Origin of the sequence: Rhizobacter sp. Root404 (assembly GCF_001425865.1) — a bacterium.
In the GTDB taxonomy this organism is placed as follows: domain Bacteria; phylum Pseudomonadota; class Gammaproteobacteria; order Burkholderiales; family Burkholderiaceae_C; genus LMDS01.
Window position 1 is genome coordinate 1,473,995 of sequence record NZ_LMDS01000004.1, and the last position, 14,419, is coordinate 1,488,413.

General features: G+C 69.6%; 13 protein-coding genes and 1 tRNA gene. 8 read left to right on the forward strand and 6 right to left on the reverse strand.

Translation table 11 applies throughout. The features are described 5' to 3' along the window. Window positions 1-3 precede the first annotated feature (3 nt). On the reverse strand, window positions 4-681 hold the full coding sequence (locus ASC76_RS11115; protein WP_056465452.1) for an amino acid ABC transporter permease: 678 nt from the start codon (window positions 679-681) through the stop codon (window positions 4-6). Window positions 682-845: 164 nt separating this feature from the next. On the opposite strand from ASC76_RS11115, the gene ASC76_RS11120 reads away from it, so the two are divergent. Together ASC76_RS11120 and ASC76_RS11125 are read left to right on the forward strand one after the other, a co-directional pair. Beyond that, window positions 846-1,658, forward strand: coding sequence for an IclR family transcriptional regulator (locus ASC76_RS11120; protein WP_056465454.1), 813 nt, complete (start codon window positions 846-848; stop codon window positions 1,656-1,658). A gap of 283 nt (window positions 1,659-1,941) precedes the next feature. Then, entirely contained in the window at window positions 1,942-2,184 is a 243-nt protein-coding gene (locus ASC76_RS11125) for a hypothetical protein (protein ID WP_056465456.1), read from the forward strand. Between the two features lie 592 nt (window positions 2,185-2,776). On the opposite strand, the gene ASC76_RS11130 is transcribed toward ASC76_RS11125, so the two are convergent. Continuing rightward, window positions 2,777-2,854 (reverse strand) — tRNA-Ile (locus ASC76_RS11130). 33 nt (window positions 2,855-2,887) lie between these two features. Next, on the reverse strand, window positions 2,888-3,895 hold the full coding sequence (gene hrcA, locus ASC76_RS11135) for a heat-inducible transcriptional repressor HrcA (protein ID WP_056465458.1): 1,008 nt from the start codon (window positions 3,893-3,895) through the stop codon (window positions 2,888-2,890). 68 nt (window positions 3,896-3,963) lie between these two features. On the opposite strand from hrcA, the gene ASC76_RS11140 reads away from it, so the two are divergent. The 4 genes from ASC76_RS11140 to ASC76_RS11155 are packed head-to-tail and all read left to right on the forward strand — an operon-like array spanning window position 3,964 to window position 8,035. Further along, window positions 3,964-4,839 carry an NAD kinase gene (locus ASC76_RS11140; protein WP_056465460.1) on the forward strand — a complete coding sequence of 292 codons (876 nt, stop codon included), beginning with the start codon at window positions 3,964-3,966 and terminating at the stop codon, window positions 4,837-4,839. 1 nt (window position 4,840) lies between these two features. Then, window positions 4,841-6,532, forward strand: coding sequence for a DNA repair protein RecN (gene recN / locus ASC76_RS11145; protein WP_056465462.1), 1,692 nt, complete (start codon window positions 4,841-4,843; stop codon window positions 6,530-6,532). Continuing rightward, the gene (gene rapZ, locus ASC76_RS11150; RefSeq protein ID WP_056465464.1) at window positions 6,529-7,431 is read left to right on the forward strand and encodes an RNase adapter RapZ; all 903 of its coding nucleotides are present in this window, start codon (window positions 6,529-6,531) and stop codon (window positions 7,429-7,431) included. The genes recN and rapZ overlap by 4 nt, the downstream gene beginning before the upstream one ends. Then, window positions 7,424-8,035 (forward strand): LON peptidase substrate-binding domain-containing protein, encoded by a 612-nt coding sequence (locus tag ASC76_RS11155; RefSeq protein WP_056465466.1) that lies wholly within the window; start codon window positions 7,424-7,426, stop codon window positions 8,033-8,035. Before rapZ ends, ASC76_RS11155 begins: the two co-directional genes overlap by 8 nt. Here ASC76_RS11155 and mutY read toward each other — a convergent pair. The 3 genes from mutY to mutM all read right to left on the reverse strand — a co-directional run bounded on the left by mutY (window position 8,028) and on the right by mutM (window position 12,014). After that, window positions 8,028-9,110 carry an A/G-specific adenine glycosylase gene (mutY, locus tag ASC76_RS11160; protein ID WP_056465467.1) on the reverse strand — a complete coding sequence of 361 codons (1,083 nt, stop codon included), beginning with the start codon at window positions 9,108-9,110 and terminating at the stop codon, window positions 8,028-8,030. The two genes, ASC76_RS11155 and mutY, sit on opposite strands and share 8 nt — an antisense overlap. Next, window positions 9,097-11,073, reverse strand: a complete 1,977-nt coding sequence (locus ASC76_RS11165) for a dynamin family protein (protein WP_056465470.1) — start codon at window positions 11,071-11,073, stop codon at window positions 9,097-9,099. The genes mutY and ASC76_RS11165 overlap by 14 nt, the downstream gene beginning before the upstream one ends. 125 nt (window positions 11,074-11,198) lie before the next feature. Next, window positions 11,199-12,014 carry a bifunctional DNA-formamidopyrimidine glycosylase/DNA-(apurinic or apyrimidinic site) lyase gene (gene mutM / locus ASC76_RS11170; RefSeq protein ID WP_056465473.1) on the reverse strand — a complete coding sequence of 272 codons (816 nt, stop codon included), beginning with the start codon at window positions 12,012-12,014 and terminating at the stop codon, window positions 11,199-11,201. A gap of 74 nt (window positions 12,015-12,088) precedes the next feature. On the opposite strand from mutM, the gene ASC76_RS11175 reads away from it, so the two are divergent. Together ASC76_RS11175 and ASC76_RS11180 are read left to right on the forward strand one after the other, a co-directional pair. Next, complete coding sequence (locus ASC76_RS11175) at window positions 12,089-13,888, forward strand: tetratricopeptide repeat protein (protein ID WP_056465475.1); 1,800 nt, start codon at window positions 12,089-12,091, stop codon at window positions 13,886-13,888. After that, complete coding sequence (locus tag ASC76_RS11180; protein WP_157615566.1) at window positions 13,885-14,418, forward strand: outer membrane lipoprotein LolB; 534 nt, start codon at window positions 13,885-13,887, stop codon at window positions 14,416-14,418. The genes ASC76_RS11175 and ASC76_RS11180 overlap by 4 nt, the downstream gene beginning before the upstream one ends. Window position 14,419: the final 1 nt, after the last annotated feature.

A 14,419-nucleotide genomic window follows, 5' to 3' on the forward strand; every position in this document is an offset into this window, starting at 1 on the left:
GGGTCAGAGCGAGGTGCCGAGCCGGCGGCGGCGCGGGAACAGGATCTGCCCCAGCGCCCAGAAGCCCAACCGCATCAGCAGCGACAGCAGCATGTACGCGACCGCCGCGACGATGTAGATCTCGAAGCTGCGGTAGGTCTCGGACTGGATGCGGTTCGCGACCGCAGTCAGCTCCTCGGTCGAGATCTGCGAGGTCACGCTGGTGGCCAGCATCAGCAGCACGAACTGGCTGGTCAGGGCGGGATAGACTTTCTCGATGGCTGGCGGCAGCACGATGCCGAGCATCACCCGCCACGGCGACAGGCCCAGGCTCTCGGCGGCCTCGATCTGGCCTTTGTGGATCGCCTCCAGCCCGGCCCGCACGATTTCACTCGTGTAGGCGCCGATGTTGATCACCAGCGCGGCTATCGCCGCGACCATGGCGTCGATCCGCAGGCCGAGCGTGGCCAGGCCGAAGTACACGATGAAGATCTGCACCAGCAGCGGCGTGTTGCGGATCGTCTCGACATACGCGCCGACCAGCCCGCGCACCCAGCTGTGTCGGCTGCCGCTGCCGATGGCGCAGAGCGTCCCCAGCAGGAAGCCGAGCAGCGTTGACGCGAACGACAGCTCGATCGTCAACCAGACGCCGGCCATGAGGTCGCGCCAGTAGGGCCAGATAGAGGTGAAGTCCAAAGTCATGGGCGGATAACGTTTTATGGATGAAACGTTGTTTTAGATCGATTTTAGGAGCCGCAGTTGTACTCCCATAGCTAAAAGCGGCGCCATGGGGTAAGTACGAAGAGACGGCGTACGAGGCTCAATTTCATTGGCGAAATGAAATTTCGGTGCCAGAATCCGTGGCCATGAGCAACGACGCTGCCACTGCCCTGCCGGCCGACGAGCCGACGCGCTATTCCGCCCCTGCCCTGGAAAAGGGGCTGGACATCCTGGAAGCGCTGGTCGACGAGTCGCAGGGGTTGACCCTGAACGAGCTCGCGAAAAAGCTCGGCCGCACGGTCGGCGAGATCTTCCGGATGGCGGTGGCGCTTCAGCAGCGTGGTTACGTGCAGGTCGACGCAGCCGATCGCTACGCGCTGACCCTCAAGCTGCTCGAACTCGCCCACCACCAGCAGCCGCTGAAATCGCTGGTGGCGACCGCTCTGCCGCTGATGCGAGAGCTGGCGAACCGGGCCAAGCAGTCATGCCACCTTTGCACTCATTTCGACGGCCGGATCATCGTCGCGGCGCAGATCGACAGCCCCGGGCTCTGGTCATTCGGGCTGAAGCTAGGCGCGGTGATGGGCCTCACCGAGACTGCCTCCGGCCACGTACTCCTCGCGTTCCGGGACGAAGCCGAGCGCACCCGCATGCTGGCGGCGCAGATCAAGACGCATGGCGACCTGGGCATGGACCCTGCGCAGCTGCTGCGCCGACTGGAAGAGCTGCGCACCCAGGGCTACACGGTGATGCCGAGCCGGCATACGGCGTCCGTCACCAACATCGCGCACCCGGTCTTCGGTGTTACTGGGCAGGTGATTGCCGCGCTTACGGTGCCCTACATCGGCAGACTGGAGCCACTTGGCAGCCCTGACATTGAGGCAGTCTGTGAGCAGGTCCGCGACGTGGCAAGGCAGCTATCGGACATGATGGGGTATCGCGGATACACGGAAGCCTGAGCGGGCTAGAGGAACCCCAACAATCGAGTGTCGGCTGCCCGGCTCGAGCGCGTACTCACAGCCGGCCACCACCGGCCGGTGGCGACCATCAGGTTCGAGGCGATTCGATCGTCTCAACCTCGGCGCTGCCAACCCGCATTGGCAATTCGCGATGGACGCCCACACCACTTGGCCGAACCGCCCTCCCCCAGAAGTTCGAGGACGTTGTTCGCAGCCATCATCTCAGGACTGACGACCACGAAAATTTGCGCCAAACTTGCGCTTCCGCGTGAGGAGATAAACGATGGGAGTAATCCGCAAAGGCTTCGATCCGGATCTGGGCCGCAGATTTGCCGAGGAAAACCAGGGCCTCATCTTCGCGATGGGAGCCAAGAGGCCAATAGCCCCAAAGACGTGTGTCGGCCTCGACGGCTCACCGCAGTACGACGACGAGATGCCACTCGGTCTCGATGCTCAGCAGCATCACGACTGGTTGATGCTTAATCCCGGCTCACGAGACCCGTCGGTTGACGACGATGAGGAATGAAAGGGTACGGCGCCTAGTGCGCTGAACGTAGGCCGGCAAGGCAGCGCCACGCCGCACGTAACGCGGTCAGCGCTCTCTCGCAGCGCGTCGCAGCACTTGGGTCACCGGTTCCACTAGATACTGCAGCGGCGTGCGTTCGTCGCCCTTGATGTAGACCTCGGCCGGCATGCCAGCCTGCAGTTCACTTCCCCCGCTTGGGCCAGCGAGGCGGCATCGGCCTCGACCAGCGCCACGTAGAAGGGCTGGTTGGTCGCACGATCCAGCGTGCGGTCGGGCGCCACATAGAACACTTTGCCGGTCACCAGCCGCGTCGTGCGAGCCACCGCCGGCCGAAGCCCCTTCGGAGGCCCTTCGAAGGCCCTTCGGATCGCCCATCCACCCCTTCGAAGCCCCTTCGAAGCGGCAGGCAACGCCTCGTCAAAGACCCGCCCGATGCGGGACGAGGGCCGTCGCTCGAGGACCGGTCCATGGGACGCAAACCCGCGTCCGCTCAATCTGGCTACATGATGGCTACACGGACCTTGTCAGGCCCGCAGGGATGCGCCACACTTCATCTCGCCTGCCAGAAAAACTATGTCTGACAAGCACTTACTGGTAGGCCGCCCGTGAGTCGAACACGGCACCAACAGATTATGAGTCTGCTGCTCTAACCATCATGAGCTAGCGGCCCGGCGTGCGGGATTGTAGGCAGCGCGGCGCGGCGCTACTTGGTACTCAGCGCATTCGTGACCAGCCGCGACGTGATGTCGACGATCTGGATCATGCGGTCGTAGGCCATGCGGGTCGGCCCGATCACGCCGAGCGTGCCGACGATCTGGCCGTTGACCTCGTACGGCGCCGAGACGACCGACAGCTCCTCGAACGGCACGACCATGCTCTCGCCGCCGATGTAGATGCGCACGCCCTCGGCGCGGCTGCTGACCTCGAGCAGGCGCATCAGCTGCGTCTTCTGCTCGAACACGTCGAACAGCTTGCGCAGGCTGCCCATGTCGCTGGAGAAGTCCTGCACCGTCAGCAGGTTGCGCTCGCCGCTGATCACGACCTGCTCCTGGCTGTCGGCATGCGCCTCGCTGCCGGCCTGGACCGCGGCCTGCATCAGCGTGGCGATCTCGCCGCGCAGCGCGTCGACCTCGGTCTTCAGGCGCTCGCGCACCTCCTCGATCGTGCGGCCGCGGTAATTGGCGGTCAGGTAGTTGCTGGCCTCGATCAGCTGCGACTGGGTGTAGTCCTGAGCGGTGAAGATCACGCGGTTCTGCACGTCGCCGTCGGGCGCGACCAGGATCACGAGCACCCGCCGCTCGCTCAGGCGCATGAACTCGATGTGATGGAACACGCTCGCCTTGCGCGGCGCGGTGATCACGCCGACGAAGCTCGACAGGTTGGACAGCAGCTGCGCCGCGTTGGCGATCACGCGCTGCGGCTGGTCGGGCGGCAGTTGCGGCGTCGGCGGCGCGTTGGCCAGCGGCTGCGCGGTCAGCATCGTGTCGACGAACAGGCGGTAGCCCTTGGGCGTCGGGATGCGGCCGGCGCTGGTGTGCGGGCTGACGATCAGGCCGAGGTCTTCCAGGTCGGCCATCACGTTGCGGATCGTCGCCGGCGACAGCTCCAGGCCGCTGGCCCGCGACAGGGTGCGCGAACCCACCGGCTGGCCATCGGCGATGTACTTCTCGACCAGGGCCTTCAGCAGTGTTTTCGCGCGCTCGTCCAGCATGTCGTCATTGTAGGCGGCGGGCCCTTTCCAGGCCGGTTTGCAGGGGGTGCTGTGGTGTAATCCCGCGCATGTCCAGCCCCTTCCGTCACGCCGCGCTCGTGGGCAAGTACCAGGCCCAGGGCATCCGCGGCGTGCTGGAGGACATCGCGCAGTTCCTGGTGCGCCAGGGGCTCGAGGTCTCGCTCGAGCGCCAGACCGCGCTGAACACCGGCATCGACGGTTATGGTGCGCTGACGGTCGACGAACTGGGCCGCGCCTGCGACCTCGCGGTGGTGGTCGGCGGCGACGGCACGATGCTCGGCATCGCGCGCCAGCTCGCCCGCTACGGCACCCCGCTGGTGGGCATCAACCAGGGGCGGCTGGGCTTCATCACCGACATCAACATCGGCCAGTTCGCCGAGGCGCTGGCGCCGATGGTCGCCGGCGACTACATCGAGGAACGCCGCACGATGCTCGAAGGCGGCGTCTGGCGTGACGACGCGCAGATCTTCGAGGGCTACGCGATGAACGACGTGGTCGTGAGCCGCGGCGCGGCGGCGAGCATGGTCGAGCTGAAGGTCGACATCGGCGACGAGTTCGTCGCGAACTTCCGCTCCGACGGCCTGATCATCGGCTCGCCGACCGGCTCGACCGCCTACGCGCTGTCGGCCGGCGGCCCGATCCTGCATCCTGGCATCAAGGGCTGGGTGCTGGTGCCGATCGCGCCGCACGACCTCTCGAACCGGCCGATCGTGCTGCCCGATACCGGCGACATCCATATCGAGATCGTCGCCGGGCGCGATGCGAGCGTCAGCTTCGACATGCAGTCGCTCGCCAGCCTGCTGCACGGCGACCGCGTGCGGGTGCGGCGGTCGGCGAACCAGGTGCGGTTCCTTCATCCGCAAGGCTGGAGCTACTACGCGACGCTGCGCCGCAAGCTGCACTGGAACTCCGGGGTGAACTGAGGTGTTGAGGCGCTTGTCCCTCCGCGATTTCGTGATCGTCGCTTCGCTCGAAGTGGAACTCGACGCCGGCTTCTCGGTGCTGACCGGCGAGACGGGCGCGGGCAAGTCGATCCTGGTCGACGCGTTGCAACTCGCGCTCGGCAGCCGCGGCGATGCGGGCGTGGTCCGCGAAGGCGCGGCGCGGGCCGAGATCGGCGCCGAGTTCGACACGCCGACGAGCTTGTCCGGCTGGCTCGACGAAGGCGGATTCCAGAGCGCCGAGACGCTGCTGCTGCGCCGCACGATCGATGCGCAGGGCAAGACCCGCGCATGGATCAACGGCAGCCCGGCGACGATTGCACAGCTGCGCGAGGCCGCCGATCACCTCGTCGACATCCACGGCCAGCATGCGTGGCAGAGCCTGACGCGCGGGCCGTCGGTACGCGGCCTGCTCGACGCGTTCGCGGGCATCGACAGCACCCCGCTGGGCGCGCTGTTCTCGCAATGGAAGCGCGCCACCGAGGCGCTGGCCGCCGCCGGCACGCAGCAGGCGGGGCTCGAACGGGAACGCGAGCGCCTGGCGTGGCAGATCGGCGAGGTCGCCAAGCTCGCACCGGGCGACGACGAATGGGCCGAGCTCGAGGCCGAGCACAAGAAGCTCGCGAACGGACAGGCGCTGATCGATGCGGCGCGCAGCGCGCTCGATGCCCTCTCCGACGCCGACGACAACGCCGACGCCCTCACCGGCCGCGCGCTGCACGCGCTCGAAGGCGTGGCCGCGTACGACGCGCAACTGGCGTCGCTGATCGAGGTGCTGCAAAGCGCGCAGGCCCAGTTGCAGGATGCGGCCCACACGCTCGGCGGCTACCTGAACCACACCGACCTGGAGCCGCAGCGGCTGCAGGCGCTGGACGAGCGGCTGTCGGCCTGGATGAGCCTGGCACGGCGCTATCGGCGCCCGCCGCAGGAGTTGCCCGCCGTGCTCGCCCAGTGGCAGGCCGAGTTGCGCGCGCTCGACGCGGCGGCCGATCTCGAGGCGTTGGAACGTGACGTGGCGCGCTCCCTGGCCGCCTTCGAGACCGAGGCCAAGCGCATCTCCACGGCCCGCCGCGCCGCCGCGCCGAAGCTCGCCCGCGCGGTCACGCAGGCGATGCAGCAGCTCGGCATGGCCGGCGGCGCGTTCGAGGTCGCGCTGCTGAAGCAGGACGCCCCGCAATCGTTCGGCACCGAGTCGGCCGAGTTCCTGGTCGCCGGCCATGCGGGCAGCACGCCGCGGCCGCTCGGCAAGGTGGCGTCCGGCGGCGAGCTTTCGCGGATCGCGCTGGCGATCGCGGTGACGACCAGCCAGCTGCAGAACAAGGACGCGGCCGCGACGCTGATCTTCGACGAGATCGATGCCGGCGTCGGCGGCGCGGTGGCCGAGACGGTCGGCCGGCTGATGAAACAGCTCGGCCGCGACCGGCAGGTGCTGGCCGTCACCCACCTGCCGCAGGTCGCGGCCTGCGCCGATCATCACTTTGTCGTCTCGAAGCAGTTGCGCGACGGGCTCACGTTGAGCGAAGTCAACGCCGTCGGCGGCGAGGTGCGGGTGGCCGAGGTCGCGCGCATGCTGGGCGGCGAGCGCCTGTCCAACACCAGCCTCGCGCACGCGCAGGAGATGCTGTCGGTCGGCGCCGACGCGACGCCGGCCCCACGCGGGCGCAAGCGCTCATGAGCGACGCCGCCGCCTTCACGTCGTCGCCGCGCGAGATCGTGCTGGTGACGGGCATCTCGGGCTCCGGCAAGTCGGTGGCGCTGCATGCGCTCGAGGACGCCGGCTTCTTCTGCGTCGACAACTTGCCGCCCGAACTGCTGCGCGAGTTCCTCCAGATCGAACACGGCCGGCACGACCGGCGCCTGGCGATCGCGGTCGACGTGCGCAGCGCCGGCTCGCTGCCGCACCTGCTGCCGCTGATCCAGCAGCTGCGCGGCGAAGGCATCGCGATCCAGGTGATCTTCCTCGACGCAAGCACCGACGCGCTGGTGCGGCGCTTCTCCGAGACGCGCCGCCCGCATCCGCTCTCGGCCGAGGTGCGGGCCGACGAACCCGATGCGCGCCACGCGCTGGTCGACGCGATCGAGATCGAGCGCGGCCTGCTGGCCGAGCTGCGCGAACTCGCGACCGTCGTCGACACCAGCCAGCTGCGCGCCGCGCAACTGCGCCTGTGGATTCGCGACCTGGTGCGCGCCGGCAGCAACCGGCTGACGCTGGTGTTCGAGAGCTTCGCGTTCAAGCACGGCGTGCCGCTGGACGCGGACTACGTGTTCGACGTGCGCGTGCTGCCGAACCCGCACTACGTGCCCGAACTGCGCCCGCTGACCGGGCGTGACGCGCCGGTCGCCGACTACCTGCGCGCGCAGCCCGAAGTGGGCGAGATGCTCGGCCAGATCGAGGCCTTCATCGCACGCTGGCTGCCGGCCTTCGAGGCCGACCAGCGCAGCTACCTGACGGTGGCGATCGGCTGCACCGGCGGCCAGCACCGCTCGGTGTATTTCGCGCAGGTACTGGCCGAGCGGTTCCGCAGTCGGTCGGCGACGCTGATCCGGCATCGCGAGCTCGACGCGCGTGACTGATACCGCGACGCTGCCGCTGTTCCCGTTGCAGGCGGTGCTGTTCCCGGGCGGGCTGCTCGGGCTGAAGGTGTTCGAGGCGCGGTACGTGGACCTGATCGCCGCCTGCCTGCGCACCGACACCGGCTTCGGCGTCGTGATGCTGAACCGGGGCAGCGAGGCCGGCGCGCGCGCCACGGCGGTCTCGTTCGAGGCGATCGGCACGCGCGCCGCCGTGCTCGACGTGGACAGCGCGCAGCCGGGCATCCTGCAGGTGCGCTGCGCCGGCACGCAGCGCTTTCGCATCGAGTCCAGTCGACAGCAGCCCGACGGCTTGTGGGTGGCCGACGTGACGGACGTCCAGGATGACCCGGTGGTCGCGCCGGCACCGGCGATGCTGCCGACGGTGCGCGCGCTCGCGACGACGATCGCGACACTGAAGGCGCAGGGCGAGGCGCCGTTCCAGTCGCCTTACCACTTCGAGGACGCGGGCTGGGTCGCGAACCGCTGGTGCGAGATCCTGCCGCTGCCGCGCGCCGCGAAGCAGAAGCTGATGGAACTGCCCGACGCTGGCGTGCGCCTTCAGCTGGTCGACGAATTCCTGCGCAGCAAGGGGCTCCTCAGCTGACCGGGTCGGCCGGTGCGGCGTGCGCCAGCAGCAGCTTGCGCAGCGGCGCCGGCAGGCCGAGCGCCAGCGCTTCGTCGAGGCCGAACCAGCGGCCGGCGGGCCAGGCACTGGTCAGCGCGTTGCGTTGCGCGGCATCCAGGCGCTCGGGCAGCGTCCAGCGGACCGGGTGCAGCGTCCAGTCGAGGTGCGTCAGCACATGCGTGAAGCTGGGCAGCGATTCGGCGGCGCCGGGCCAGCCGGCACTCGCCGCGTCGAACGCGGCACGTGACTCGAACTCGGGCAGGCTCCACAGGCCCGCCCATACGCCGGTGGCCGGTCGTTGCCCCAGCCAGACCTCGTCGTTCGACCGCAGCCACAGCCACACGTGCTCGCGCGTGCCGCGCTTGAGCTTGCGGGTCTTGACGGGGTAGCGCTGCGGCGTCCCGGCGTGCTCGGCCGCGCACAGCGCGTGCACCGGACACAGCAGGCAGGCCGGCGAGCGCTGCGTGCACAGCGTCGCGCCCAGGTCCATCAGCCCCTGCGTGTACGACTCGATGTCGCGCTCCGGCAGCAGCGCGGTCGCTTCGGCCCACAGCGCGCGCTCCTGCTTCGCCTCGGCCAGGTCGCCCTCGAACGCCAGCACGCGGGTCAGCACGCGCTTGACGTTGCCGTCGAGGATCGCGACCCGCTCGCCGAAGCAGAACGCCGCGATCGCCGCGGCGGTCGAGCGGCCGATGCCGGGCAGCGTCATCAGCGCCGCGCTGCCGGCCGGAAAGCGCCCGCCGTGCTGTGTGACGACCGCCTGCGCGCAGGCGTGCAGGTTGCGCGCGCGGCTGTAGTAGCCCAGGCCGCTCCACAGCGCGAACACGTCGTCGAGCGACGCGGCGGCTAGCGCGGCGACATCCGGAAAGCGCTGCAGGAAGCGTTCGTAGTAGCCGAGCACGGTAGCGACCTGGGTCTGCTGGAGCATGATCTCGGACAGCCAGACGCGGTACGGGTCGCGCGTGTTCTGCCACGGCAGCGTGTGGCGGCCGTGGGTGCGCTGCCAGTCGATCAGGCGCGTCGCGAACGACGCGCCGGTCTCAGGCCTGGGCACGCGCGGCGGGCAACTCGAGCGAGATCAGGTCGTTGCCGGCCACCGGGCCCGCGCGCGCCTGGTCGCGCAACGCATCGAAGCGCTCGTGCACGCGGCGCGCCAGGCCCTGCAGGCGCTCGTCCTGCGCTTCGAGCTCGGCGATGCGCGCCTCCAGGTCGCTGGCGGCGGATTGCACCCGCTCGAGCGATTCGCGGCGACGGCGGAAGTTGCGGCGCCGCTCGCGCAGCTGCGAATCGACCTGCGACGAAGTCGCCTTGTTCCACAGCTCGAGCTCGGCGCTCGCGTTCTCGAACACGACGCGCAGCTTGGACACCAGCATGCGGCGGAACTGCTCCATGAACCGCGGCTGCGACAGGCGCAGCGCATGGGTCAGCCCGAGGTACTGCACGTAGTTGCTCTCGATCTCGTCGAGCTCGGTCCTGAAGCGCCCGAGGTCGGGCGACCGCGTCATCGACAGGCTGAAGCCGAATTCGCCGTTGAGCCGGCTGAACGAGGCGCCGAGCATGTCGCGGATCTCGTTGCTGCGGGTCTGCGCACCGTCCAGGAGCTGGCGCAGCCGGCCGCACAACGCGACGAAGGACTTCTTGGCGCCGAGGTTCAGCAGCGAGGCATGCATCTGCGCCTGCATCGCAGCCACCTCGTCGCGCAACCGGTCGGACGACAGGCCGAGCAGCGCATCCTTCAGCATGCGGCTGTGGACGACACGCAATGCTTGCAGCTTGACGGTGCACTGCTCGAATTCCGCCGTCTCGGCATCGACGCGCGCGAGCATCAGGCGCAGCTTGCCGCTGCTCTTGCCGCGCAGGCCGCGCAGCTCGAGCGTCTGCTCGGCGAGCTGGCGCCGATGGTCGCCCAGGCGTCGGCTGACGTGGGTCTCGAGCTGCTGTGCGCCCTCGAGCACGACCTGCTCGAGCACCTCGCGGCGCTGCGGCAGCAGCTGCGACCCGAGCGCGGCTTCGAGCGCCGGCAGGCGGCTTTCGAGCAGGCCCCGGTCGTCACCGGCGACGCGCGCCGCGAGCGCCTGACGCGCGGACAGCGGGAACACCCGGTCGACGTCGATGCCGAGCGTGCGCGCGGTGTCGGCGCATTGCGCGACGATCTGCAGATCGACCTGCTGCTCGGTCGCGAGCGGGTCGCGCAGCGCGTCGATCTTGTTCAGCACCACGAAGCGGGCCGGCGCGTGCGTGCCGAGGTGATCGCGCCAGACGCCGAGATCGGACTTGGTCACGCCGGTGTCGGCACCGAGGATGAAGACGGTGGCGTGCGCGCTCGGCAGCAGGCTCAGCGTCAGCTCGGGCTCCGCACCGATCGCGTTGAGGCCCGGCGTGTCGAGCACGACCAAGCCCTGCTTGAGCAACGGATGCGGGTAGTTGATCAGCGCGTGGCGCCAGGCCGGCACCTCGACGCGGCCGGCGTCGTCGACCGGCGGGTTGTCGTCGGGGTGATCGTCGTCCCAGAAGCCGAGTTCGCGTGCGCGGTCGCGGGTGACCCAGCGCGTGCGCGTCACTTCCTGCAGCGATTCGGCCAGGCGCTCGGGGTCGCTGATCTCCAGCGGGCGCACCGTCCACGCGCGGCGTTGCGTGCGCAACTCGGCGAGCGAGAGGCCCTCGAGCCGGGTCTCGATCGGCAGCAGCATCAGCGCCGCGTTCTCCTCGCCGTCCCACGCCAGTTCGACCGGACACATCGTGGTGCGGCCCGGCGTCGCGGGGAGCACGCGCCGGCCGGTGTCGGCGAAGAAGATCGCATTGATCAGCTCGGACTTGCCGCGCGAGAACTCGGCGACGAATGCGACCACGAGCTTCTCGCTCGCCAGGCGCTCGCCCAGCGCACCGAGCTGCACGGCCGCCTGCGCATCGACCATGTCGTGATCGGCCAGGTAGCGCGACACATCGTCGAGCCGCCGGCCGAGCGTCATGCGCCAGCCGCTGAGGGCGTCGAGGCTGATCGCGAACGAAGGCGTCATGGGCGTTTGGCTGGGCAGAGCTCCGATGGGCGGCCATGGTAGCGCAGGGGGTGTCCCCGCAACCGGGGGAAACATCTGCTCACCACGGCGTTCGCGGCAAACCGCGAATCTTTGCTCAATTGTGACTAGCGGCGCTGGCAACCGGGGCAGAAAAACGTCGCGCGCTGGCCCTGAACGATGCGCCGTATGGTGCCGTTGCAACGCACGCAAGGCTGGCCTTCCCGCCCGTAGACCCGCGCATGCAGCTGGAACTGGCCGGCCATGCCGTGCGCGTCGCTGAAGTTGCGCAGCGTCGAGCCGCCGAGGTCGAGCGCGCGGGCGAGCGTGTCGCGCACGGCCTTTGCGAGCCGGTCGCAGCGCGGGCGGCTGAGTCGATCGCTGCGCGTGCGCGGATCGATGCCGGCCTCGAACAACGCCTCGCAGGCGTAGATGTTGCCGGCACCGACGACGATCGCGCCGCCGAGCAGCGCCTGCTTGATGGCCACGCGGCGGCCGCGCAGCGCGGCGTGCAGGTGGGCGCCGTCGAACGCCGGATCGAACGGCTCCAGCCCCAGCCCGGCGAGCAGCGTGGCGGCCGGGCCCGCGTCGAGCGCCGGCGACCAGACGACGGCGCCGAAGCGGCGCGGGTCGTTCAGCCGCAGCGTGCCGCGCGCGGTGACGAGGTCGAAGTGGTCGTGCGGCCCGGGCAGCCCGACCACCGGGTCGAACGCGAGCGAACCCGACATGCCCAGGTGCATCAGCAGTCCGCCGCGTTCCAGCGGCAGCCACAAATATTTACCGCGTCGGGTGACCTCGCCGACGGCCTGCGCGACGAGCGTCTCGGGGGGGCAGCCGAGCGGCCAGCGCAGCGGCTTGCCCAGGCGCACCGCCTCGACGCGGGCACCGCGGATGCGCTCGGCAAAGCTCAGGCGGGTGACCTCGACTTCGGGCAGTTCGGGCATGCGGGGAATTATCGGGGCCTGCGGCGGTCGCACCCTGCCCACCTAGAATGAAACGCAGCTTCAGGAGCACTTCCATGCCTTCGTCCAACCCTCGCGCACCGGCGCTGTCGTCGCTGCTGGCCGCGCTGCTGATCTCCGCCTCGGCGGCCCAGGCGCAGGTCGCGGAGCCCGCATCGAAGGTGCAAAACTCGGCCCTCAACGCGCCGCTGTTCCAGCAGTTGCTGATCGGCGAGATCGAACTGCGTGAAGGCGATCCGGCGGCCGCGTATCAGTTGATCCTCGATGCCGCCCGTCGCACCAAGGACGAGCAGCTGTTCCGCCGCGCCACCGAGATCGCGCTGCAGGCCCGCGCCGGCGACGAGGCCCTGGTGGCAGTGCGCGCATGGCGCCAGGCGGCGCCGGATTCGCTCGACGCGCTGCGCTTCCAGGTCCAGTTGCTGGTGCAGTTGAACCGCACCGCGGACGTGGTGGAGCCGCTGCAGGCGCTGATCAAGGCGACGCCGGTGGACCAACGTTCGGTGCTGATGAACGCGTTGCCGCGCTTCCTCGCGCGCAGCAGCGACCGCACGCAGGCGGCGCAGATCATCGAGCAGGTGCTGCTGCCGTATGCGGACCTGCCGGAGACGCGCGTCGCGGCGCGTGTGGCCATCGGTCGCGGCTGGTTGGGCGCAATCAACGGCGAGAAGGCGCTCGCGCTGGCCAAGAGCGCGCACGAGATGGACCGCAGCGCCGAAGCGCCGGCCGGGCTCGCGCTGGAAATGCTGCCGGGCACGCCGGCCGCCGAGGAGATCGTCAAGGACCACCTGACTGCCAAGCCGGACAGCAATGCGGTGCGCTTGATCTACGTGCGCACGCTGCTCGGCTCGCAGCGGCTGGTGGAGGCCACCGCCGAACTCGAGACGCTGACGCGCAACTCGCCGACGCTGCCGCAGGCCTGGCTCACGCTCGGCGCGCTGCACGTTCAACTGCGCGAGCCGGACGCCGCCACGGCTGCGCTGACCAAGTACGTCGAGTTGATCCAGGCCTCCGACATGCCGGCCACCGACACCGCGGCAGCCGCCGCGACCAGGGACGATGGCGATGATCCGCCGCCCGCCTCGAAGGAAGAGGCGTTGACCCGCGGTTACCTGCTGCTCTCGCAGGCCGCCGATCAGCGCAAGGACTTCAAGGACGCCGAAGCCTGGCTCGCGAAGATCGACAACCCGAAGCGCGCGCTCGAGGTCCAGGCGCGCCGCGCGTCGCTGCTCGCACGCGAGGGCAAGGTCGCGCAGGCACGCGAGCTGATCCGCCGGCTGCCCGAGAAGACGCCGGACGACGCGCGCGGCAAGGTACTGGCCGAGGCCCAGGTGTTGCGCGACGCCAAGCTCTGGCGCGATGCGAACGACGTGCTGGCGCAGGGCAACAAGAAGTTCCCGGACGATGTCGACCTGATCTACGAGCAGTCGATGATGGCCGAGAAGCTCAACCGCCTGGCCGACATGGAGCGCCTGCTGCGCCGGGTGATCGAGCTCAAGCCGGACCATCAGCACGCCTACAACGCGCTCGGCTATTCGCTCGCCGAGCGCAACGTGCGCCTGCCCGAGGCGCGCACGCTGATCAAGAAGGCGCTGGAGCTGAGCCCGGGCGAACCGTCGATCACGGACAGCCTGGGCTGGGTCGAGTACCGCCTGGGCAACCGCGACGAGGCGGTGCGCCTGCTGCGCGAGGCGTATCGCGGCCAGCCCGATGCCGAGATTGCCGCGCACCTCGGCGAGGTGCTGTGGGTCAACGGCCAGACCGACGAGGCGCGCCGCATCTTCGCCGAGGGCCGCAAGCGCGACGCCAACAACGAGGTGCTGCGCGAGACCCTGGCGCGGCTGCGCGTCGGCTTGTGAACTGGCGCGTCCGGGGTGCGGCGCTGGCGATGGCGCTGCTGATGACGGGGTGCGCATCGGTCTCGCAACTGGCGCCGCCGGCCGGCGACACGTTGTCGGGCCGGCTCGCGGTGCGCGTGGAGGCCGGCGACAACACGCCGGCCCGCGCCGAGAATGCCGCCTTCGAACTGCAGGGTGGCCCGAGCGCCGGGCGATTGAACCTCACGACGCCGCTGGGCAGCACCGTCGCTCAGGCACGCTGGGCGCCGGGCGCGGTGGTGCTCAGCACGCCGCAAGGCGAGCGGCGGTTCGCCGACCTCGACGAACTGACCCGCGAGGTGCTCGGCGAGAGCGTGCCGCTGGCCGCCCTGTTCGACTGGCTGCGCGGCCGGCCCTGGCCAGGCGCGCCGAGCACGGCCGGGGCCACCTCGAGCGGCTTCGCACAACTCGGCTGGGCGGTGGACCTCGCCCGCTTCGACGAAGGCTGGGTCGTCGCGCGGCGTGAACGCGCACCGCAGGTGACGGTGCGCGCGCGCTTGGAGAAGCCGTGAG